17 protein-coding genes are annotated in these 21,237 nt (G+C 69.3%); 11 read left to right on the top strand and 6 right to left on the bottom strand.

Going from position 1 to position 21,237, the window contains the following annotated elements:
• Positions 1 to 6 precede the first annotated feature (6 nt).
• From DTO57_RS06355 to DTO57_RS06330, 6 genes are read left to right on the top strand one after another with little or no spacing between them, the layout of a single operon-like run.
• Positions 7 to 1,041, top strand: a complete 1,035-nt coding sequence (locus DTO57_RS06355) for an ABC transporter permease (protein WP_229730444.1) — start codon at positions 7 to 9, stop codon at positions 1,039 to 1,041.
• Entirely contained in the window at positions 1,038 to 1,874 is an 837-nt protein-coding gene (locus tag DTO57_RS06350; RefSeq protein ID WP_114117396.1) for an ABC transporter permease, read from the top strand. The genes DTO57_RS06355 and DTO57_RS06350 overlap by 4 nt, the downstream gene beginning before the upstream one ends.
• Complete coding sequence (locus tag DTO57_RS06345; RefSeq protein ID WP_114117395.1) at positions 1,871 to 3,544, top strand: dipeptide ABC transporter ATP-binding protein; 1,674 nt, start codon at positions 1,871 to 1,873, stop codon at positions 3,542 to 3,544. Before DTO57_RS06350 ends, DTO57_RS06345 begins: the two co-directional genes overlap by 4 nt.
• Positions 3,545 to 3,546: 2 nt before the next feature.
• A complete protein-coding gene (locus tag DTO57_RS06340) occupies positions 3,547 to 5,067 on the top strand; it encodes a M81 family metallopeptidase (RefSeq protein ID WP_114117844.1) in 1,521 nt (506 codons plus the stop codon).
• Positions 5,064 to 5,786, top strand: coding sequence for a copper homeostasis protein CutC (locus DTO57_RS06335; protein WP_114117394.1), 723 nt, complete (start codon positions 5,064 to 5,066; stop codon positions 5,784 to 5,786). The genes DTO57_RS06340 and DTO57_RS06335 overlap by 4 nt, the downstream gene beginning before the upstream one ends.
• Positions 5,783 to 6,658 (top strand): ROK family protein, encoded by an 876-nt coding sequence (locus DTO57_RS06330; protein WP_114117393.1) that lies wholly within the window; start codon positions 5,783 to 5,785, stop codon positions 6,656 to 6,658. Before DTO57_RS06335 ends, DTO57_RS06330 begins: the two co-directional genes overlap by 4 nt.
• Before the next feature lie 157 nt (positions 6,659 to 6,815).
• On the opposite strand, the gene DTO57_RS06325 is transcribed toward DTO57_RS06330, so the two are convergent.
• The 3 genes from DTO57_RS06325 to purS form a co-directional block, all read right to left on the bottom strand.
• Complete coding sequence (locus DTO57_RS06325) at positions 6,816 to 7,736, bottom strand: 2-hydroxyacid dehydrogenase (protein ID WP_114117392.1); 921 nt, start codon at positions 7,734 to 7,736, stop codon at positions 6,816 to 6,818.
• A 299-nt stretch (positions 7,737 to 8,035) separates the two neighbouring features.
• Positions 8,036 to 8,737: a phosphoribosylformylglycinamidine synthase subunit PurQ gene (gene purQ / locus DTO57_RS06320; RefSeq protein ID WP_114117391.1), complete on the bottom strand. Its 702-nt coding sequence runs from the start codon at positions 8,735 to 8,737 to the stop codon at positions 8,036 to 8,038.
• Positions 8,737 to 8,982 carry a phosphoribosylformylglycinamidine synthase subunit PurS gene (gene purS, locus DTO57_RS06315; protein ID WP_114117390.1) on the bottom strand — a complete coding sequence of 82 codons (246 nt, stop codon included), beginning with the start codon at positions 8,980 to 8,982 and terminating at the stop codon, positions 8,737 to 8,739. Before purS ends, purQ begins: the two co-directional genes overlap by 1 nt.
• A 79-nt stretch (positions 8,983 to 9,061) precedes the next feature.
• On the opposite strand from purS, the gene DTO57_RS06310 reads away from it, so the two are divergent.
• A complete protein-coding gene (locus DTO57_RS06310) occupies positions 9,062 to 9,433 on the top strand; it encodes a PLD nuclease N-terminal domain-containing protein (protein WP_114117389.1) in 372 nt (123 codons plus the stop codon).
• On the opposite strand, the gene zapE is transcribed toward DTO57_RS06310, so the two are convergent.
• The 3 genes from zapE to DTO57_RS06295 form a co-directional block, all read right to left on the bottom strand.
• Positions 9,430 to 10,530, bottom strand: a complete 1,101-nt coding sequence (zapE, locus tag DTO57_RS06305) for an AFG1/ZapE family ATPase (RefSeq protein ID WP_114117388.1) — start codon at positions 10,528 to 10,530, stop codon at positions 9,430 to 9,432. The two genes, DTO57_RS06310 and zapE, sit on opposite strands and share 4 nt — an antisense overlap.
• A gap of 57 nt (positions 10,531 to 10,587) precedes the next feature.
• Positions 10,588 to 11,943, bottom strand: coding sequence for a uracil-xanthine permease family protein (locus DTO57_RS06300; protein ID WP_114117387.1), 1,356 nt, complete (start codon positions 11,941 to 11,943; stop codon positions 10,588 to 10,590).
• A 133-nt stretch (positions 11,944 to 12,076) separates the two neighbouring features.
• A complete protein-coding gene (locus DTO57_RS06295) occupies positions 12,077 to 12,676 on the bottom strand; it encodes a TetR/AcrR family transcriptional regulator (protein ID WP_114117386.1) in 600 nt (199 codons plus the stop codon).
• Positions 12,677 to 12,789: 113 nt separating this feature from the next.
• On the opposite strand from DTO57_RS06295, the gene DTO57_RS06290 reads away from it, so the two are divergent.
• From DTO57_RS06290 to DTO57_RS06275, 4 genes are all read left to right on the top strand, one after another.
• Positions 12,790 to 13,611 carry a sugar phosphate isomerase/epimerase family protein gene (locus DTO57_RS06290; RefSeq protein ID WP_114117385.1) on the top strand — a complete coding sequence of 274 codons (822 nt, stop codon included), beginning with the start codon at positions 12,790 to 12,792 and terminating at the stop codon, positions 13,609 to 13,611.
• On the top strand, positions 13,608 to 14,741 hold the full coding sequence (locus DTO57_RS06285) for a Gfo/Idh/MocA family protein (protein WP_114117384.1): 1,134 nt from the start codon (positions 13,608 to 13,610) through the stop codon (positions 14,739 to 14,741). The genes DTO57_RS06290 and DTO57_RS06285 overlap by 4 nt, the downstream gene beginning before the upstream one ends.
• Positions 14,742 to 14,883: 142 nt before the next feature.
• Entirely contained in the window at positions 14,884 to 16,893 is a 2,010-nt protein-coding gene (locus DTO57_RS06280; RefSeq protein WP_114117383.1) for a BCCT family transporter, read from the top strand.
• A gap of 180 nt (positions 16,894 to 17,073) precedes the next feature.
• Positions 17,074 to 21,135 carry a bifunctional nitrate reductase/sulfite reductase flavoprotein subunit alpha gene (locus DTO57_RS06275; RefSeq protein WP_114117382.1) on the top strand — a complete coding sequence of 1,354 codons (4,062 nt, stop codon included), beginning with the start codon at positions 17,074 to 17,076 and terminating at the stop codon, positions 21,133 to 21,135.
• The last annotated feature ends 102 nt before the right edge of the window (positions 21,136 to 21,237 follow it).

Raw genomic sequence — 21,237 nt, 5'->3', positions numbered from 1 at the left:
TCCCTCGTGAGTCAGACGCCTGATCAGCTCCCCGCGACCGTCGCCGCACAGGCGGCGGTCGCGGGGGCGCGCCCCCGCCGCAATCCGTTCCTTTTCTTCCTGCTGCGACGCATCCTCCAGGCGATCGTCGTGATCTTCGTCGTCACGGTCGTCGTGTTCACGCTGCTGCAGATGCTCCCCGGAGGCCCCGCCCGCGGCGTTCTCGGCGTTCAGGCAACGGCAGAACAGATCGCTCAGTTCAACCACGACCAGGGCTACGACCGCCCGGTGTGGGAGCAATACTTCCTCTTCCTCGGCCGCCTGCTCACGGGTGACCTCGGCCAGTCGTTCCTGCTGAATATGTCGGTGACCGACGCCATCATGCAGCGACTGCCGAAGACGCTCGTTCTGACGGGCCTCTCGCTCGTGGTCGCCCTGATCATCGCGATTCCGGTCGGCATTTTCCAGGCGGTTCGCCGCAATCGCGGCGCCGACTACACGCTGTCGACCCTCGCGATCATCGCCTACTCCACGCCGAGCTTCTTCCTCGGCATGATCCTCATCATGGTCTTCAGCCAGGGCCTCGGCATCCTGCCCGCGGGCGCCCCGCAGGGCGAGACCGTCGGCGACGTGCTGCTCGAACCGCAGCGCATGATCCTCCCCGTGCTCACGGGCGCGATCCCGCTCGTGGCGAACTTCAGCCGCTACATGCGTTCATCGGCGCTCGACAGCCTCAGCGAGGACTACATCCGCACCGCTCGATCGAAGGGCACGCCCTTCCGGCGCGTGCTCTCGCGACACCTCCTGCGGAACTCGCTGACGCCCGTCATCGCGATGCTCGGCTACCAGCTGCCCGTCATGTTCGGTGGCGCGCTCGTGATCGAGCAGCTGTTCAACTATCCCGGAATGGGCCTGCTGTTCTGGAGCGCGGCTCAGTCGAGCGACTTCCCCGTGCTGCTCGGCTGCGTGCTCGTCATCTCGGTCGCGACCGTCGTCGGCTCGCTGCTGGCCGACATCATCCAGGCCGTTCTCGACCCGCGTACGCGAGGAGGTCTCGCATGAGCGCCCTCAAGCGATTCGCCGCCAACCGGCTCGCCCTCATCGGCCTCGTGGTGCTGATGATCGCCATCTTGTTTGTGACGATCGGCCCGCTGATCCACCCCACCGAGCAGGTGCGCACGGCCCTCGAGTCCGCCAACCTCAAGCCCGGCGTCGACGGCCACCCGCTCGGCACCGACGCCCTCGGGTACGACGTGCTCGGCCGGCTGATGATCGGCGGACGCACCTCGCTGCTCGTCGGCATCTTCGCGGGCATCCTTGCGACCGTGATCGGCACCCTGTGGGGCGCCATCGCCGGTTATGTGGGCGGAATCGTCGACGCGATCATGATGCGCATCGTCGACGCGGGCATTGCGATCCCCGCGATCTTCCTCCTGCTGGTGCTCTCGAGCATCGTGCAGCCGAGCCCCCTCGTGATGATCCTCGTCATCGGCTTCGTCTCATGGCTCGTCCCGGCCCGCCTCGTGCGGGCGGAGTCGCTGTCCGTGAAGACGCGCGACTACGTCGTCGCCGCGCGCGCGATGGGCGGATCCCACTCCCGCATCGTGCTGCGGCACATCGTCCCGAACACGATCGGCACCGTCGTCGTCAACGCCACCTTCCAGGTGGCCGACGCGATCCTGCTCGTCGCGTACGTCAGCTTCCTCGGCATGGGCCTGCAGCCGCCCGCGACCGACTGGGGAGCGATGCTGTCGAGCGGGCTCTCGCTCATCTATCAGAACGCCTGGTGGCTGATCCTGCCTCCGGGAATCGCGATCGTGCTCGTGGTCTGCGCGCTGAACTTCGTCGGCGACGGACTGCGTGACGTGTTCGATGTGAAGGGACGTTCCTCATGACGACGCAGACGGTGCTGCGCATCGAAGACCTGCACGTGCGCTTCGCCGGGCGGGAGGAGGAAGCCGTCCGCGGCGTCACCCTCGATGTCTCGGCGGGCGAGGTGGTCGCGCTCGTGGGCGAGTCCGGATCCGGCAAGAGCGTGACCTCGTTCTCGGCCATGGGCCTGCTACCGGGCACCGCGACGGCATCGGGATCCATCCGCGTCGCCGACCGCGACGGGGAGCGCGAGATCATCGGCGCCACGACCGCCGAGCTCGACGACATCCGGGGCCGCGTCGTCTCGATGGTGTTCCAGGAGCCGATGACGGCGCTGAACCCCACCATGACGCTGGGCGCCCAGATCGCGGAGGCCGTGCGCAATCACACCTCGGCGACGAAGGCCGAGGCCGCAGAGCGCGCCGTCGAGCTGATGCGCCAGGTGGGGATCCCGGATCCCGAGCGTCGCGCGAACCAGTTCCCGCACGAGTTCTCGGGCGGTCAGCGCCAGCGCGTGGTGATCGCGATCGCGCTCGCGTGCGAGCCGCGCGTCATCATCGCCGACGAGCCGACGACAGCGCTCGACGTGACGGTGCAGGCCGAGATCCTCGACCTGCTTCGCGCTCTCGTGCGCGATCGTGGCGTCGGCGTCATGATGATCACGCACAATATGGGCGTGGTCGCCGACCTCGCCGATCGAGTGTTTGTCATGCGGCAGGGCTGTGTCGTCGAGTCCGGCGCGGCCGCAGCCGTGCTCACGGATCCGACACACGAGTACACGCGCACGCTGCTGGCCGCGATTCCGGAGCTTCCGCCCGCGGCATTCGGCGGGGCAGAGGTCGCGGGCGAGAGCCACGCGTTCGCGGAGCCCGAGAAGCCGGTCATCTCGATGAAGGGCGTCACCGCGGGCTACCGTGTCGGAGGCCGGTTCGTCCCCGCGATCCACGACATCAACCTGGCGGTCGGCGAGGGCGAGTTCGTGGGACTGGTTGGCGAATCCGGATCCGGAAAGTCGACGGTCAGCCGTCTCGCGCTCGGGCTTCTGCCAGCGAGTACCGGCGAGATTGACCTGCTGGGCGAACCGCTTGGTTCGCTGCGTGGTCGTGCCGCGCGCCGCCTGCTGCGCGACGTCGGCGTCGTTTTTCAGGATCCGGGCGGCTCGCTTGATCCCCGCATGACGGTGGGGGAGTCGATCGCCGAACCGCTCTCGATTCATGCGCGAGGGCTGTCGCGTGCCGAGAAGCGGGCGCGCGTCGCCGAGCTGCTCGATGCCGTACGGCTGCCGAAGGATGCAGCCAGCCGCTATCCGCACGAGTTCTCGGGCGGCCAGCGCCAGCGTGTGGGCCTCGCCCGCGCCCTCGTCTTGAAGCCCCGGTTGTTGGTTGCCGACGAACCGACGAGTGCCCTCGACGTGTCGGTGCAGGCGGAGGTGCTCGATGTGCTGCGGACGCTACATGCGGAGCTTGGCTTCGGATGCCTCTTCGTCAGCCACGACCTGGGTGTCGTGAACCAGCTCACGCAGCGCGTCGTCGTGATGCGTCGCGGCCGCATCGTCGAACAGGGCCTCACTTCCGACGTGCTGCGCGCCCCGCGTGAGCTCTACACCCAAGAACTCCTGGCCTCCGTACCGTCCCCCGACCCCGTGGCGCAGCGTGAACGTCGAGCTGCGCGAGCCGTCCTTCAGGAGAAGTGATCATGACCAAGCCCCGTATCGCAATTGTCGGCATGGCGATCGAGTCGAGCGCATACGCCGCGCACCGCGCCGGGTATCGCGACTTTCCGGTCCTCACCGGAGACGCACTCATCGAGCGCTACGCATTCCTCGCCCCCGGTGAGCCGCTCGCGGAGGCCGCGGAATGGATCCCCGTCTTCATGGCGCGCGCCATCCCCGGCGGCGCGGTTCTGCGCGAGGTATACGACGACTTCAAGAACCGCATCGTCGAGGGCCTGCGGGCAGCCGGTGACATCGATGGCGTGTACTTCGACATCCACGGCGCCATGAGCGTTGTCGGGCTCGAGGACGCTGAGGGTGATCTCGTCACCGCGGTGCGAGAGGTTGTGGGCCCGAACGCCCTCATCACGGCGCCGATGGATCTGCATGGCAACATGTCCGAGACGCTCGCTCTCGCGCTCGATCTGCCCACCTGCTACCGGCTTGCCCCGCACGAGGACGCCTGGGCGACGAAAGAACGCGCCGCGCATCGGCTCGTGGAGTGGCTCGGCAAAGACGAGAAGCCGCTCACAGCGTGGGTCCGCGTTCCGATCCTGCTTCCGGGTGAGAAGACGTCGACGCGCGTTGAGCCCGCGAGGACGCTCTACGCCCAGCTCGACGAGGTTGAGAAGAAGGCGGGCATCAGCGACCTCGGTCTCTGGATCGGGTACGCCTGGGCCGACGAGCCTCGATGCCACGCGACCGTCATGGTCACCGGAGACGACGCAGCGGTGATCTCGGCCGAGGCCGAGCGCATCGCGGGCGAGCTGTGGGATGCCAGGGACGAGTTCGCCTTCGTGGGCCCTCCCGGAACTCTCGACGAGGCGGTCGAGGCTGGCCTCGCCCACCGTGCGTCGGGAGCGGAGAAGCCCTACCTCATCAGCGACTCGGGTGATAACCCGGGCGCAGGTGGATCCGGCGATGTCACCTGGACGCTCACGCGGCTCTTGGCCGATGAACGACTGACCGGCGAAGACGCGCCGATCACGTATGTGGCGTCGATCTTCGACCACGGAGCGATCGAGCAGATCTTCGCGCACGCGGTCGGCGATCGCATCGACGTGACCGCCGGCGCGCGCGTCGACCATAGAGTCGCTGAGCCCGTGCGGATCCGTGGCGAGCTCCTCTCTCTCCACGAAGGCGACCCCGCCGCGGGGCGCATCGCGGTGATCGGAGTGGGAGGCATCCGCGCGATCGTGACCGAGTTCCGCAAGGCCTATCACGACGTCGCCGACTTCCACGCGATCGGGCTCGATCCCGAAGCGGCCGACATCGTCGTGACGAAGATCGGCTACCTCGAGCCGACCCTGTACGACATCGCCAAGGGGTGGACCCTCGCGCTCACGCCGGGACCCGTCGACCAGGACCTCGAGCGCCTGGGCCACTCGCGCATCGTGCGACCCATGTTCCCCTACGATGCGTTCGATGAGCGCCCCGACCTCTCGGCGGCCCTCATCCGCGGCCGCCGCTACGTGCGCGGCTTCGCGGGAACGGCGAGCGCATGACCGCCTTCGAGATGGCGATCCAGGATCCGCAAGGTCTCGCGGTGGCCGCGCGGGTGCGCCCCGCGCGGATGGAGCTGTGCGCGGCGCTGTCGACCGGGGGCGTCACGCCGTCGGCGGGCTTCATCGAGTCCGCCGTCGAGACGGGCGTTCCGGTGCACGTGCTCATCCGCCCGCGCGAGGGCGGGTTTACGCACAGCGCGGACGAGACCGCGCTGATCCTCTCCGACGTGCGGTACGCGATCCGCGCGGGCGCCGCGGGCGTCGTGATCGGCGGGCTCGTCGGCGGATCCGTCGACACCGAACTCGTCCGCCGCGCGCGCGAGGTTGCGGGCGACGCGGAGGTCACCTTCCACCGGGCGTTCGATCAGACAGCCGACCTTGACGCTGCGCTTGCCGCGCTTATCGACGCAGGCGCTGACCGAGTGCTTACATCCGGAGGACGGCCCACCGCGGCAGAGGCACTCGACGTGTATCCCCGCCTCATCGCGCTCGCCGCGGGGCGGATCCAAGTGATGGCGGGTGCGGGGGTGACCTCGGCCAACGCTTCAGCGATCGCGGCGACAGGCGTCGACGCCGTGCACGCCTCGGCGAAGCGGACCGTTGTGGAGACGCTCGCGGTGTCGCTCGGTGCCGCCGCCGCAGCGGGCGAGGCGAGCTACACCACGGCCGATGAGGCCGAGGCGGCCGCGATCCGCGACCTCCTGGGGCACGCACTGTGAGCTCGCTCGGCATCGACTACGGAGGCACGGACACCAAACTCGTCCTCGTGTCGACTGACGGCGAGATGATCGACCAGACGGTTGTGCCGTCAGGCCCACTCGATGAGCTCGCTGATTCTGTCCGTGGGTTCGTCGCCACAGCCCGTGACGCGCCCACCGGCTTCGCCGTGACCATCGCGGGCACGCTCGACCCCGCGACCGGTGTCGTCGGACGCGCCGCCAACATGAGCTGGCTTGACGGCACCCGGCCCGCCGAAACGCTCGCGAGCGCACTCGGGATTCCGGGCCGCGCCGTGCAAGACGGCGAGGCGGCGGCGCTCGCGGAGGCGCGCCTCGGGGCGGGTCGCGGCAGCGACGACGTCTTCGTGATCGCCCTGGGAACGGGGATCGCGGGCGCCCACGTCGTGGACGGTGCCGTTCGAAAGGGCGCACACGGTGCGGCGGGCGAGATCGGACATCTCGCCGTTGCCGGCAACGGCGTGCGGTGTTCGTGCGGTCAGACTGGCTGCCTCGAGACGGCCATCGGCGGGACGAAGATTGCCGATCGGTGGCGAGACCGCGGCGGATCCGTGCCGCAGGGCGCGACGGCGCTCGACGTCGTGCGCGCGGCGGAGGCTGGTGACGGGCCGGCCCGTGCTGCCTTCGACGCGGCCGCGCATGCGCTGGGCCGCGGGATCCTCGAGCTCAGCGCCCTTCTGGATCCGGCCCTCATTGTCGTCGGCGGCGGTCTCTCTCGCTCTGCTCGATGGACCGTGGAACCGGCCGTAGACGTGGCGCGTGCAGACGCGACGTTCCATACCATTCCCGAGGTGCGCCTCGCGACACTCGGGGTATGGGCAGGGGCGCGCGGCGCGGCATTGCTCGCTCCCTAGACACGGGGCATCGTGCAGGGATGCCGTCGTGTCGTTCTGAGCGCTGAGAACGACGTGAACGCATCCCTAAGCGACGCGACCGCCCGGGCCGTCGCGCCCAGGGATGCCGTCGTGTCGTTCTCAGCGCCGAGAGTGACACGAACGCATCCCCGAAGCGTCAGCCGATGACGACGTTGATCGGATCCTCGCCCCGCGCGAGGCGGCGGGCCTGGTCAGCGACGAGGCGGGCGATGCGCGGGGCCATCGCGTTCGTCAGGCCGCCGACGTGGGGCGTGAGGAACACGTTCGGCAGCGTCCACAGCGGGTGATCGGCGGGCAGGGGCTCCGGATCGAAGACGTCGCTCGCGACGCGGATCCGCCCACGGCGCACGTGATCCACGAGCGCTTCCGTGTCGACGGTCGGGCCGCGGCCGACGTTCACGACGAGCGCGCCATCCGGCAGCGCGGAGAGCGCGGCATCGTCGATGAGGTGCCGGGTCTCGGATCCGCCCGGCAGGACGTTGATCAGGATGTCGGCAGTCGGCAGCAGGTCGCGGTACTCGTCGATGCCGTGCACGTGGCGCCCGTCCTCCTCGCGAGCGCGCGATGCGAGGACGGTGAGGTCGACCTCGAACGGATCCAGCCGCGCGGCGATCGCCTTCGCGACCCCGCCGTAGCCCAGCATCAGCACCCGCGAATCGGCGAGGCCGGGGGTCTTCTCGTAGAACCAGTCGGACTGATCCTGGTGCCGAACGAAGTCGGCGAACCCGCGCTGGGCCGCGATGAGCAGGCCCACCGTGAGCTCGGCCGTCGCCGTCTCGTGCACGCTCGACGCGTTCGCGTAGACGAAGCCCTCGGGCAGCACGTCGGCGACGCCGTCGTATCCGATCGCCTGTCCCTGGATCAGCCGCGGCTTGATCTCCTGCACCGCGCGCAGCATCTTGCCCTGCTTCATATACGGCGGCACCACGATGTCGATGTCGTCGCGCGGGGCATCGCCCTCGGCCCAGAGAACGACCTCGATGTCGTCGGTGGAGGTGAGGAGCGCGCGGATGTCCGACGCGAGCTGGTCGGTGGGAACAGAAACGATGAGGGTCACGGATCCAATGTAGCGGCCCGTTCTTCGCGCCGCGCGCGTTCCGGATCCGGATCCGCGCCCGTTGCGCGGCCGCCCGCCTGGATCCGTGCGCGTTGCGCGGCCGCCTGCCTAGGTCCGTGGGCCGCTGCGCGACCGCCCGCCCGGCCCCGCGTCCCGCGGATCCGCGGGGCGGATCCGCCCGCCAGGCCCGAGCCAGCGGGGCCGGGCGGGCGGTCGCTTCGCTCCGCATAGGAGGGGAGCGTGCGGGAAAAACACAAATGGCCCGCCCCATCGGGGCGGGCCATCGTGCGCGTAACTGCTTACGCCAGCTGCAGGGCGCGGAGGGCGCTCTCGAAGAAGCGGAGGCCGTCGACGCCCGAGCGCATCGCGTCGGTCGTGTTGGGTCCGAAGCCCGCCTCGACGGCGTGCTCGGGGTGCGGCATCAGGCCGACGACGTTGCCCGCCTCGTTGGTGAGGCCGGCGATGTCGTCGAGCGAGCCGTTGGGGTTGACGCCCGCGTAGCGGAACGCGACCTGGCCCTCGCCGTTGATGCGCTTGAGGGTCTCGGCGTCTGCCGTGTAGCCGCCGTCGGCGTTCTTCAGCGGGATGACGATCTCGTCGCCCTTGCGGAACGCGTTCGTCCAGGCGGTGTCGGCGTTCTCGACCACGAGCTTCTGGTCGCGGCGGATGAACTGCTGGTGCGCGTTGCGGATCAGGCCGCCGGGCAGCAGGTGCGCCTCGACGAGCATCTGGAATCCGTTGCAGATACCGAGGACGGGCATGCCCTTGGCCGCGGCGTCCTTGACCTCGGTCATGATCGGCGCGAGCGCCGCAATCGCACCGGCGCGCAGGTAGTCGCCGTACGAGAAACCTCCCGGCAGGATGACCGCGTCGACGCCCTCGAGGTCGTGCGAACCGTGCCACAGTGCGACGGGCTCGGCGCCCGCCACGCGGATCGCGCGCTGCGCGTCACGGTCGTCGAGCGAACCCGGGAACGTGACGACACCGATGCGGGCAGCCATTAGACGACCTCGATGCTAATGACGTCTTCGATGACCTGGTTCGAGAGGATCTCCTCGGCGACCTTCTTGGCCTCGGCGAGCACCTCGTCGGTCACCTCGCCCTCAACGGTCATCTCGACGCGCTTGCCAATGCGCACGTTCTGGAACTGGCCGTGACCAAGGCGAGCAAGGGAGCCGGTGACTGCCTTGCCCTGCGGGTCCAGCAGCTCGGCCTTGGGCATAACGTCGACGACGATGGTGGGCATTATTGAGCTCCGTGAATCGCGGGCGGGAAGGATACGTCGATTCTATCCTGACCCGGCCGGGGCTAAATAGGATGCTGGTATGCCCTTCCTTATCGGCGCCCTGAACCTCGCCCTCTTCATCGCATCGCTCGTCGACATCATCCGCATCCCGGAGGATCGCGTGCGCTACCTGCCGAAGATGGTGTGGATCATCGTCGTGTTCCTCCTGCCCTTCATCGGCAGCGTTCTCTGGTGGGTCATCGGGCGCGAATACGTGCAGGGCGTGGCCCCGTCGATCCGCTTCCCGCAGAACCCGCAGCAGACCGCGCCCCAGTCGCAGCGCCCCGCGCCCTCGACCTTCCGCACGACCGAGCAGCAGCTCGCCGACCTCGAACGGGAAGAGTATGAGGAGAAGCTCCGCGAGGAGCTTGCCCGCCGCCGCAAGGAGCGCGGCCTCGACGACGAGCGCTAGGAGAGCAGCGCGAGCCTGCTGAGGAGGCGCTCCGCGTCGCGGGTTCCCGCGGCCGATTCCGCGAACTCCTCGCGGGTGAGGGGCGAGACGAACACCGCCTCGACGTCGCGGTCGACGAGCACGTCGATCGCCGTGACGAAGCGCTGGCGAGGGGCCTCGACGAGCCCGTCGAAGCCCGGAACATCGAGCACGATCCACCGGCCGAAACGCTCGGCCCAGTCGAGGTATTCGATCGCGCTCGTCGCGGCCGAGCAGAGCTGGTCGAAGGTGATCCAGAGCTCGCCTTGCGCCGATACGACCTCGAAGTCGCGGTCGCGCACCCGCACGGTTTCGGATCCATCAGGCACCCCCGCGGGCGGATCCGCCACCCACGCGCCGGCGGCGAAGCCGCGGCCGGCGAGCGGGTCGCCCGCGGATCCGGCGCCGCCCGGCAAAGAGGAAACCCGCCGGTAGTCGGTCGCGCCGTCGAGCCGCACGTGGCGCATCGTCTCGGCGATGAGCCGGATCGCGGGCTCGGCCATGTCGTGGAAGACCGGATCCGGGAGGAGCTCGTCGGGGGAGTAATTCGAGGTCGCGACGACGCGGGTGCCGCGCGCCGCGGCGTGCTGGAGCAGTTTCGTGAGCAGCAGGGCGTCGGCGGGATCGTGCAGGTGGAACTCGTCGAACACGAGCAGCGCGGCGTCGCCCACGACGTCGGCGATCGCGTCGCCGACCGGATCCACGGGCGCGGCCGCGAGCACGTCGCGCGTCGAATCGGGCCCGCTCGTGATGACCACGCGGTGGGTAGCCAAAAAATGTCGCTCGTCGCTCCGCGACGCGACATTTTTTGGCGACCCACCTGAGCGGAGGGCCGTTTGGCGCGCGAAGACGGCGCGGTGCAGCTCGTCGAGGAACGCGTGGAAGTGCACGCGGCGCTTGTTCGGGGAGGGCGCGTGGCGGAACCACGCGTCGGCGAGCCAGGACTTCCCGCGCCCGGCGGGGCCGGACAGATACACCCCGACCGACGGATCCGCGAGCGCGTCGAGCGCGCGCAGCTGCGCGGCGTCGAGGGCGAACCCGCCCGCCGCGGCGTCGTCGTGGATCCGCTGAATGTCCATCCCGTTCCTTCTTCGCGCGCTCGCGCCGCGGCCCGCACCGAGCCGCGACGCGAAGCGTCAGTCCTGCGGGTCGCCGCCCAGCTGACCGACCGCGGGGATCGGGCCGCCGTCGTCGGCGCCGGTCTTGCGGGCGCGGGCGATCGCGTTGCCGGCGTGGTAGATCACGAGGGCCGCGACGGTTCCGAGAACGATGCCGCCGAGCTCGAAGCCGTCGTTCTTGATCTGGAAGCCCGCGATACCGATCACGAGCGAGACGGCCGCGGTGTACTGGTTCACGGGGCGCGAGAAGTCGACGCGATTATCGACCCAGATCTTGATGCCGATGATGCCGATCAGGCCGTAGAGCGCGGTTGTGACGCCGCCGAGCACTCCCGGGGGAATCGAGTTGAACACGGCGCCCACCTTGGGCGAGAACGCGAGCAGGATCGCGGCGAAGCCGGCGACCCAGTACACGGCCGTCGAGTAGACGCGCGTCGCCGCCATCACGCCGATGTTCTCGCCGTAGGTGGTGGTTCCGGATCCGCCGCCGAGGCCCGCGAACGTCGTCGCGATACCGTCGGCGAGCAACGCGCGGCCGGTCTCCTTGTTGAGGCTCTCGTCGCCCGTCATCGTCGCGACGCCGCGCACGTGGCCCACGTTTTCGGCGACCAGCACCAGCACGACCGGCAGGAACATCGCGAGGGTCGACCAGGTGCTCGCCGAGGCGAAATCGGGGATGTGGAACGTCGGCGCCCCGATCCAGGCGGCCTGGTCGATCGTCTCGGCGGGCGTGAGGCCGGTGTCGGGGTTGACCTGGCCGAACCAGCCCGTCGCGATCGCATAGAGGAAGCCAACGAGCACGCCAAGGAAGATCGAGATGCGGCCGAGGAAGCCGCGGAACAGCACCGAGAAGAGGATCGTCGCGACGAGCGTGATCGTCGCGGCCGTCGCGTCGGCCTGGAAGTTGTTCCACGCCGTCGGCGCGAGGTTGAAGCCGATGAGGGCGACGATCGCACCCGCGACGACGGGCGGCATGAGCGCATCGACCCACTTCACACCCGCGACGTTCACGACGACGCCGATGATCGCGAGCAGCACGCCAACAGCGACGACGCCCGCGAGGGCGGATCCGATCGCGCCCTGCGCGGTCGCGGCGGTTATCGGGGCGATAAACGCGAACGAGGATCCGAGATAGCTCGGCATGCGGTTGCGCGTCACGAGCAGGAACAGGATCGTGCCGACGCCCGAGAACAGCAGCGTGGTCGGGACCGGGAAGCCCGTGAGCGTCGGGACGAGGAAGGTGGCGCCGAACATCGCGACGACGTGCTGCACTCCCATCGCCATGGTGGCGGGCCAGTTCAGGCGCTCGTGCGGCGTGACGACGGCGCCCGGGGTGATGTCTCGGCCGTTTCCGTGCAGCTTCCAGACGGGCATGCGGATCCTCTCGTGTTGCGGACCGCACGCGCGGTCTCGTCAACGTTACGCCGTCGAGCCCCCTCGCCGCTGGCAGATTGTCGCGAGCGCGTCGGCCGGATCAGCTCGGCCGCGTGAGCCGGATCCGCTCGGATCAGCGCGCCGCGATCAGCGCGGTCGCGCGGCTGAGCGTGTCGCGCAGGTCGATCGACGGGTCGAGCAGCCACTGCGTCTGCACGCCGTCGGAGAGGGCGATCAGCATCGTCGCGAGCGTCTCGGCGTCGATGTCGTCGCGCACGGTTCCGGCGGCCTGCTCGTCGCGTAGGCGCTGCGCCATGTCGGTGCGCACGCGCTCGAATCGGCGGGTGAAGAACTCCTTGCTCTCGCCTGCCGGTTCCTCGATCGCGGTCGCGACGAGGGTCGAGTACAGCTGCACCATGCCGGGCACGCCGACGTTCTCAGTTGCCGCGGCGACCATGACGTCGACGGAGGATTGCTCGAGGTCTTCGGGCGCCTGGCGCAGGCTCTCGGCGTGCTCATACACCGCGACGAGCAGCTGCTCCCGCGAGTCGAAGTAGTGCAGCAATGTCGCGTGCGAGACGCCGATCGCCTCGGCGATGCGGCGCAGCGAGGTGCCGTCGGCGCCGCGCTCCGCAAACACCTCGATGGCCCGGTCGAGGATCTCCTGCCGGCGGGCGACGCCCTTCGCGTAGGAGCCCCGACGGCCGATGACAGATTTCGGCTCGTTCTCCATGCGACCAATCTACCGGCGATAAAACCTACCAGTGTTCGTTTTTGTGTTACTGTCGCACAGACGGCATCGGGGCCGTGACTTTCCCGAACGACGACGTACGAAAGAAGGATCCAGTGGCAACTCCCACCGCTTCCGTCCAGCTCTACACGCTGGCGAAGGAATTCACCGCCGACATGGGCGGCTCGCTCGACAAGCTTGCCGCGATCGGCCTCACGCGCGTCGAGGCGTTCGACTTCGTCGGCCGCGCGCCGGCGCTGCGCCAGGCGCTCGACGCCAGCGGCCTCTCGGCCCCCACGGGCCACGCGCCCCTCCTGTCCGACACCCTCTGGACGCCGGACGGCGAGATCCCGACCCCCGCGCCCGAAGTCGTCTTCGAGGCAGCCGCGACGGCGGGGATCCACACGGTTATCGATCCGTTCGTGCCCGCCGAGCGCTGGGCGACCCGCGAGGGCGTCGACGACATCGCCGCGCGCCTCAACGCCGCGAGCGAGGTCGCGAAGACCTTCGGCCTCGAGGTCGGTTATCACAACCACGCGCAGGAATTCGTGGCGACGATCGACGGCCGCACGGCCTACGAGTACGCGATCTCGCAGCTCGACGCATCGGTGAAGCTCGAGCTCGACCTGTTCTGGGCCCTCGTCGGCGACCAGGACGTCGTCGAGCTGACCCGCGGCCTGGGCGACCGCCTGCTCGCGGTGCACGTCAAGGACGGCATCAAGCTGCCGAACCCCTGGGCCCCGGGCGGCGGAGACTTTGCCTCGACCGCGCTCGACCAGCGCCACGCGGGCACGGCCGAGGTGCCGCTCGCGGACGCCCTCCGCGCGAACGACGCGATCGAGCTGGCCGTCATCGAGTACGACAATGCCCCGGGCGACGTCTTCGCCGACATCGCGGCGAGCTACTCGTTCCTCATCGAGCAGGGGCTCGCACGATGACCGCGCCCGTGGGCGTCGGTTTCATCGGCGCGGGAATGATCAGCGACACCTACCTTGAGAACCTCTCGTCCTTCCCCGACGTGAAGGTCATCATCGTGGGCGACATCAACGTCGAGCGCGCGAAGTCGCAGGCCGACAAGTACGGCGTGCCCGAGCACGGCACGGGCGACGACGTTCTCGCCCACCCCGACGTGCAGGTCATCGTGAACCTCACGCTGCCCGCGACGCACGCCGAGATCTCGTCGCAGGCGATCGCGGCCGGCAAGCACGTGTGGAGCGAGAAGCCGATCGGCCTCGACCGCGTCGGCACCCAGGCCCTCCTCGAGCAGGCAGACGCCGCGGGCCTGCGCGTCGGCATCGCGCCCGACACCGTGCTCGGCCCGGGCGTCCAGACGGCCAAGCGCGCGATCGACCGCGGCATCATCGGCACGCCGCTGTTCGCCTCGACGCAGATGCAGTACCAGGGGCCGGACCTGTTCCACCCGAACCCGTCGTTCCTCTTCGCGAAGGGCGCGGGCCCGCTGCTCGACATGGGGCCGTACTACATCACGGCCCTCGTGAACCTCTTCGGCCCCGTCGCGAAGGTCGGCGCGCTCGGCCTGCGCGGCCTCGAGGAGCGCACCGTCAAGGTCGGCCCCGACGCCGGATCCGTGTTCCCGGTCGAGGTGCCCTCGACGATCCAGATGCTCACGGCGTTCGAGTCGGGTCAGCAGGCGCAGAGCCTCTTCAGCAACGACTCGCCGCTGTTCCGTCAGGGCGTCTTCGAGGTGCACGGCACCGAGGGCACGCTCGTGATCCCCGACCCCAACATGTTCGAGGGTCGCGTCGCGTACGTGAAGCCCATCGCGGCGATGAACGGCGACTCGAACTCGATGGAGCAGGAGTGGATCGACGTGCCGCAGGAGGGCATCGTCACGGGCCGCGGCCTGGGCCTGCTCGACATGGTGCGGGCGATCGCGGAGGGCCGCGAGCACCGCGCGAACGGCCGCCTCGGCTACCACGTGCTCGACGTCATGCTGTCGGCCGAGGAGTCGGCGGCCGCGGGCGGCGAGTTCGTCTCGGTCGAGAGCACCGTCGGCGCCATCCCCACGATGCCTGACGACTTCGACCCGCTGGCGAGCACGCTCTGACGTGCGCACCCACGGGGCGGATAAACATCCGTCCCGCGGGTGACGCGTTCTGTTACGCCGTCGCGGCATGGATCTCTTCGGTCGTGTGCTTGGTATTTGGGCTCTCGTGCGCAAGAGTGAGAGCAACGAGAAATGGGAGACCATGAGCGACGACGACCAGAAGAAAGACAAGAAGAAGCCGGTGGCGAACCTCATACACGAGGTCTCGCACCCGGCGCTCATCCCCGGTATCGGTGTCGAAGACACCCCACGCGAATTTCCGACGAACAAGCTCGTGCTCGCCGTTGCCGCGATCGTCACGATCGGCATCGTCGTCTGGGGAATCGCGGCACCCGATAACCTCCTGGGGGTTGGATCCTCGGCCCTCGGCTGGGTGATGACGAATTTCGGGTGGCTGTTCTCGGCACTCGCGATTGTGACCCTCGTGTTCATGCTCATCATGGGGTACGGACGCACGGGTGGCGTGCGCCTCGGCGCCGATGACGAAGAGCCGGAGTTCTCTACCGGCGCGTGGATCGCCATGCTGTTCTCGGCGGGCATGGGCATCGGCCTGCTGTTCTGGGGGCCCGCCGAGCCGCTCGACTTCTTCCAGAACGTGCCCCCGGGCGTTGACGCGGAGCCCGGATCCCGCGACGCGATGATGGCTTCGCTCGCTCAGGCGACCCTGCACTGGGGGCCCATGGCGTGGGCACTGTACGCGCTGGTCGGCGGCGCGATCGCCTACTCGGCGTATCGCCGCGGACGTGCACCCCTCATCTCGGCGATCCTCACGCCGATCTTCAAAGAGAAGACCGAGGGCTGGATCGGGTCGGTCATCGACATCTTCGCGATCCTGGTCACCCTCTTCGGCACCGCCGTCACGCTCGGCCTCGGCGCACTACAGGTCGCCGAGGGCGTCGAGGTCGTCGCCGGTGTCGGGCACCTGGGCAACGCCGGCCTCATTATCATCGTGACAATTCTGACGGTCGGCTTCGTGCTCTCGGCGGTTTCCGGCCTGAAGAAGGGCATCCGCCTGCTCTCCAACTTCAACATGATCCTCGCCGGGGTGCTCGCGCTCATCGTCTTTATCGGCGGGCCGACGCTGTTCCTGTTGAACATCATTCCCTCGAGCATCCCGCACTTCTTCGGCGAGCTGTGGACGATGCTCTCGCGCAACGCCGCCCAGGGCGAGGAATCGGCCGCTTTCGTATCGTCGTGGACGAACTACTACTGGGCCTGGTGGACCTCCTGGACCCCGTTCGTCGGCATGTTCATCGCGAAGATCTCCCGCGGCCGCACGCTGCGCGAGTTCGTCACGGTCGTCATCGTCGTTCCGGCCGCCGTCTGCGTGACGTGGTTCGGCATCATGGGCGGTGCGTCGATGTTCTTCGACGAGCAATCGGGCGGCGAGCTGACGGTCGCCTACGGCGAGGGCGGCGGTCAGGCCGTGCTCTACGCCCTCTTCGACGCGCTGCAGTCGCATCTGACCATCGGCGGAGTCGAGTTGCCGATCGCGGTCGTCCTGAACGTCGCGGCGATGATCTCGATCGTCCTGTTCTTCGTGACGAGCGCCGACTCCGCGTCGATCGTCATGGGATCCATCGCGCAGCGCGGCCGCCCCGAACCCGCCACCTGGATCACGATCATGTGGGGCGTGCTGCTCGCCGCCACGGCCCTCGTGCTGCTGATCGCCGGCGGCACGAACGCCCTGTCCGGGCTGCAATCGATCATGGTAGTCACGGCACTGCCGTTCGCGATCATCATGATCGGCGTGATCATCTCGTGGGCGAGCGAGCTGAAGAACGATCCGTACATCCTGCGCCGAAAGTTCGCCCGGGCCGCCATCGCCCAGGGCGTGCGCCGCGGCATCGAGGAGCACGGCGACGACTTTGTGTTCGATGCGACGCACGTGCCTGCCGAGGAGGGAGCCGGCGCCGGTATCGATACCGAGGATCCGGAGCTCACCGAATGGTGGGACACGGCCACCGCGCAGATGCCGGTGATCGATGCCGAGACCGGCCGCGTTGTCACGGCCACCGATGTCGCCCGCACGCTCGAGCCGGGTCGGATCCAGCCCCGCGGCGAGCCGAACCCGAAGCACACCGCGTCGGGCGAGGCCTCGACGACGGTGGGCGAGACTCGGCGCCAGCGCCGCGGCGAAGACACCCCCTAACTCTGCAATTCTCCGCGAGGTCGTATCCGTTTCGCATACGACCTCGCGGAGAATTGACGACTTGCGGTGGGGGCGGGGCGGGGCGGCCTCACGTCGCCGCGGCGCGTCGGTGCGGTGGATGTGACGCCTCCGAAACAGGGAGGGGCGGGATCCGCAACATGAGTGGCCCATTATCGGAGAATGAGCCCCGCACACACGCCTCTGCGCACCGTGTGTTCGTACTGCGGAGTCGGGTGCGGCATCACCGTGACCTCCGAAACGAGCGCGTCGGGCCTCGCCGTGGTGACTCGGGTCGCCGGCGACAAGGCACATCCCACCAATCACGGCCGGTTGTGCACCAAGGGCGCGAGCCACGCCGAGATGATGACGGCGCCCGGCCGCATGACCGAGGCGCTCGTGCGCCCCACCCGCGACGCGGAGCGCGAGCCCGCGCCGCGCGCCGAGGCAACGAAAGAGGCCGGCGAGCGGTTGCGCGCCATCGTCGACGAGCACGGCCCCGACTCGGTCGCGCTCTACGTCTCCGGCCAGATGTCGATGGAGGCGCAGTACCTCTCGAACAAGCTCGTCAAGGGCTACATCGGCGGCATCAACATCGAGTCGAACTCGCGCCTGTGCATGGCGTCGGCCGGTACGGGATACAAGCAGTCGCTCGGATCCGACGGCCCTCCCGGCTCATACGAGGACTTCGACGCCGCCGACCTCTTCTTCGTCATCGGATCGAACATGGCCGACTGCCATCCGATCCTGTTCCTGCGCATGGCCGATCGGCGCAAGCAGGGCGCGAAACTCATCGTCGTGGATCCGCGCCGCACCGCCAGCGCCGACGCCGCCGACCTCTTCCTGCAAATCACGCCGGGCACCGACCTCGCCCTCCTGAACGGCCTGCTGCACCTGCTCGTCGCCGAAGGCGCGATCGATCGCAACTTCATCGACTCCCACACGGAGGGGTGGGAGGCGATGGAGCCCCTGCTCGCCGACTACCCGCCGGCGGCGGTGGCCGCCATCACGGGGATCCCCGAGGCCGACATTCGCACGGCGGCGCGGTGGATCGGTGAGGCCGGCGAGTGGATGACGCTCTGGACGATGGGCCTCAACCAGTCGACCCACGGCACCTGGAATACCAACGCGATCTGCAACCTGCACCTCGCCACCGGCGCGATCTGCCGGCCCGGCAGCGGCCCCTTCTCGCTGACGGGTCAGCCCAACGCGATGGGCGGCCGCGAGATGGGCTACATGGGCCCGGGCCTGCCGGGGCAGCGCGCCGTTTTCAACCCCGCCGACCGCGCCTTCACGGAGGAGGTCTGGGGCCTGGATCCCGGGACGATCCGCGGGGAGAGCGGCACGGGCACGATCGACATGTACCGATCGATGGCCGCGGGCGACATCAAGGCTGCTTGGGTCATCTGCACGAACCCCGTCGCGACGGTCGCGAACCGCGCCACCGTGATCGAGGCGCTCGAGCGGGCCGAGCTCGTGATCGTGCAGGACATCTACGCGACGACCGCGACGGCGGCGTACGCTGACATCCTGCTGCCGGCCGCGCTCTGGGTCGAGGCGGAGGGGGTGACGGTCAACTCCGATCGCACACTCACGCTCGTGGGGCACGCGGCCGACGCCCCGGGCGACGCCGCCCCCGATTGGCAGATCATCTGCGAGGTCGCCCGCGCGATGGGATACGCGGGCTTCGACTTCGCGTCGGCGGAGGAGGTCTTCGACGAGATTCGCCGGTTCTGGAACCCGCAGACCGGCTGGGACGTGCGCGGCGTCGACTACGACCGCCTCCGGCAGGGGCCCGTGCAGTGGCCCGCGCCGCCGGAGAACGACGACGACCGGCACCCCATCCGCTACCTCAACGATGGCGTCAGCCAGCGGCTACACACCGAGCCCGACGGATCCGTTCCTCGGCTCGCGTTCGCGACGCCGTCGCGGCGCGCGCAGTTCCTGCCCCGCCCGCACATGGATCCGGCTGAGATGCCGGACGACGACTTCCCCTTCGTGCTGAACACTGGCCGCCTGCAGCACCAGTGGCACACCATGACGAAGACGGGCAAGGTCGCGAAGCTCAATAAGCTCACCCCGGATCCGTTCGTCGAGATCCACCCGGACGACGCCGAGCGGCTCGGCATCGCCGACACCGATCGCGTCGAGCTCGTCTCGCGGCGCGGGCGCGCGGTGCTCGCGGCGGTCGTGACCGACCGCGTGCGCCCCGGCGGGCTCTTCGCGCCGTTCCACTGGAACGATGAGCACGGCGAGGACGTCACGATCAACGCCCTGACGAGCGACGCGATCGACGAGTTCTCGCAGCAGCCCGAGTTCAAGATCGCGGCGGTATCGCTCACGCGCATCGGCCCCGCGCCCGCGCCCGAGGCGCAGGAAGCCACGGGCCTCGCGGCGTTCACCGTCGCGGCCCCGACCCCCTCGCTTCCCGAGCAGATGTACCTCTCGGCCTTCCTCTCCGCGCTCGCCGCGTCACCGCCGGATCAGGGCTCGGTGCCGGTGCTACCGCCGACGGCGCCGGTGGGCGACGACGTGCGCCTCTGGTTCGACGGCATGCTCGCCGGCACCTATTCGCGGGTAGACCTCGCGGGCGGATCCGCCGCCCCGGCGGCGCAGGAGGTCACGATCCTCTGGGCATCGCAGACGGGCAACGCGGAGGAATTCGCGGGCTCGCTCTCGGGCGCCGCGGCCGGCCGAGGGCTGCGCGCGAGGCTCGTCGACATGGAGTCGTTCCGGGTCGCCGATCTCGCGGCGATCGAGCGCCTGCTCGTCGTCTCGTCGACCTTCGGGGCGGGCGGGCCGCCCGACAACGGATCCGCGTTCTGGGACGACCTCAGCGCCGACGACGCACCGCGCCTCGACGGCGTGCGCTTCTCGGTGCTCGCGATGGGCGACTCGAACTACGACGACTTCTGCGGGCACGGGCGTCGCCTCGACGAGCGCCTGCGCGCCCTCGGCGCGACGGCCTTCCTCGACAGGGTCGACTGCGAGCCCGACGACGACAGCGCCGCCCAGGCGTGGCTCGCCTCGGCACTCGACCTGATCGACGGCGACGGATCCGCAGACGCCGCGCCCGCGGATCCGCGCGGCACGACCGAGCCGCGCATCGAACCCCCGGCAACACAGGCGCTCCCGTTCACCCGCAAGAACCCGCTCCTCGCGCCGCTCGCCCTCAACGAGGTGCTGAGCGCGCCCGGTGCGGCGAAGGAGGTGCGCCGCTTCGGTTTCGATGTGTCGGGCCTCGACGCCGAGTACACGGCCGGCGACGCCCTGGGCGTCGTGTGCGACAACGACCCCGCCATCGTTGCCGAGTGGCTCGCGGCCGCGCGGCTCGAGCCCGCCGAGGTCGTGCGAGTCGACGGCGAGGATCAGCTGCTCGAGCACGTGCTGCGCACGCGCCTCGACATCACCCGCGCGACCCCCGCGCTGCTCGATTTCGTCGCCGAGCGCAGCGGATCCGCGGAGCTCGCGGCCCTGCGCCGGCACGACGCGTCGCAAGACCTCGACCGGTACCTGTGGGGAAAACAGGCGGTCGACGTGCTGCGAGATCACCCCGTCACGGCGACGCCCGACGAGTGGCTCGACGTGCTTGGCCGGCTTCAGCCGCGGCAGTACTCGATCTCGTCGAGCCCCAAGGAAGAGCACGGGCGGATCGAGCTGACGGTGTCGGTCGTGCGATTCCGCACCGAGGACGACCGCGCGCGCGGCGGCGTCTGCTCGACGTTCCTCGCCGACCGCGCGACCGAGGTTCCGATCTACCTGCAGCGCTCGCCGCACTTCGCGCCGCCCGCCGACAAGACCGCCGACATGATCATGATCGGCCCCGGCACGGGCGTCGCCCCCTTCCGCGGCTTCCTGCACGACCGCCGCGCCGCCGGCCACACCGGCCGCAACTGGCTGTTCTTCGGCGAGCAGCACGTCGAGACCGACTACTACTATCGCGACGAGCTCAGCTCGCTGCACGAGGACGGCTTCCTCACGAGGCTCGACACCGCGTTCTCGCGCGATCAGCGCCAGAAGATCTACGTGCAGGACCGCATGCGCGAGCACGGCGCCGAGCTCTGGCGGTGGTTGCAGGACGGCGCGAGCCTGTTCGTCTGCGGCGACGCGCAGCGCATGGCGAAGGACGTCGACGCGACGATCCGCCAGATCGCGCAGACGCACGGGCGGCTGAACGAGGACGACGCGACGATGTTCGTCCGCCAGCTCTCGGCCGACAAGCGCTACGTCCGCGACATTTACTAGTCTTAACGGCGGTCGGTGTCTGGCGTCCATAGGACGCCAGACACCGACCGCCGTCAGCGGGCGTCCGACGGACGCCCGAAACCGCCGTCAGCCAAAAGACGT

This window comes from Microbacterium sorbitolivorans, assembly GCF_003327285.1.
Classification (GTDB): Bacteria; Actinomycetota; Actinomycetes; order Actinomycetales; family Microbacteriaceae; genus Microbacterium; species Microbacterium sorbitolivorans.
This window is presented reverse-complemented; position numbering and strand designations above follow the sequence as displayed.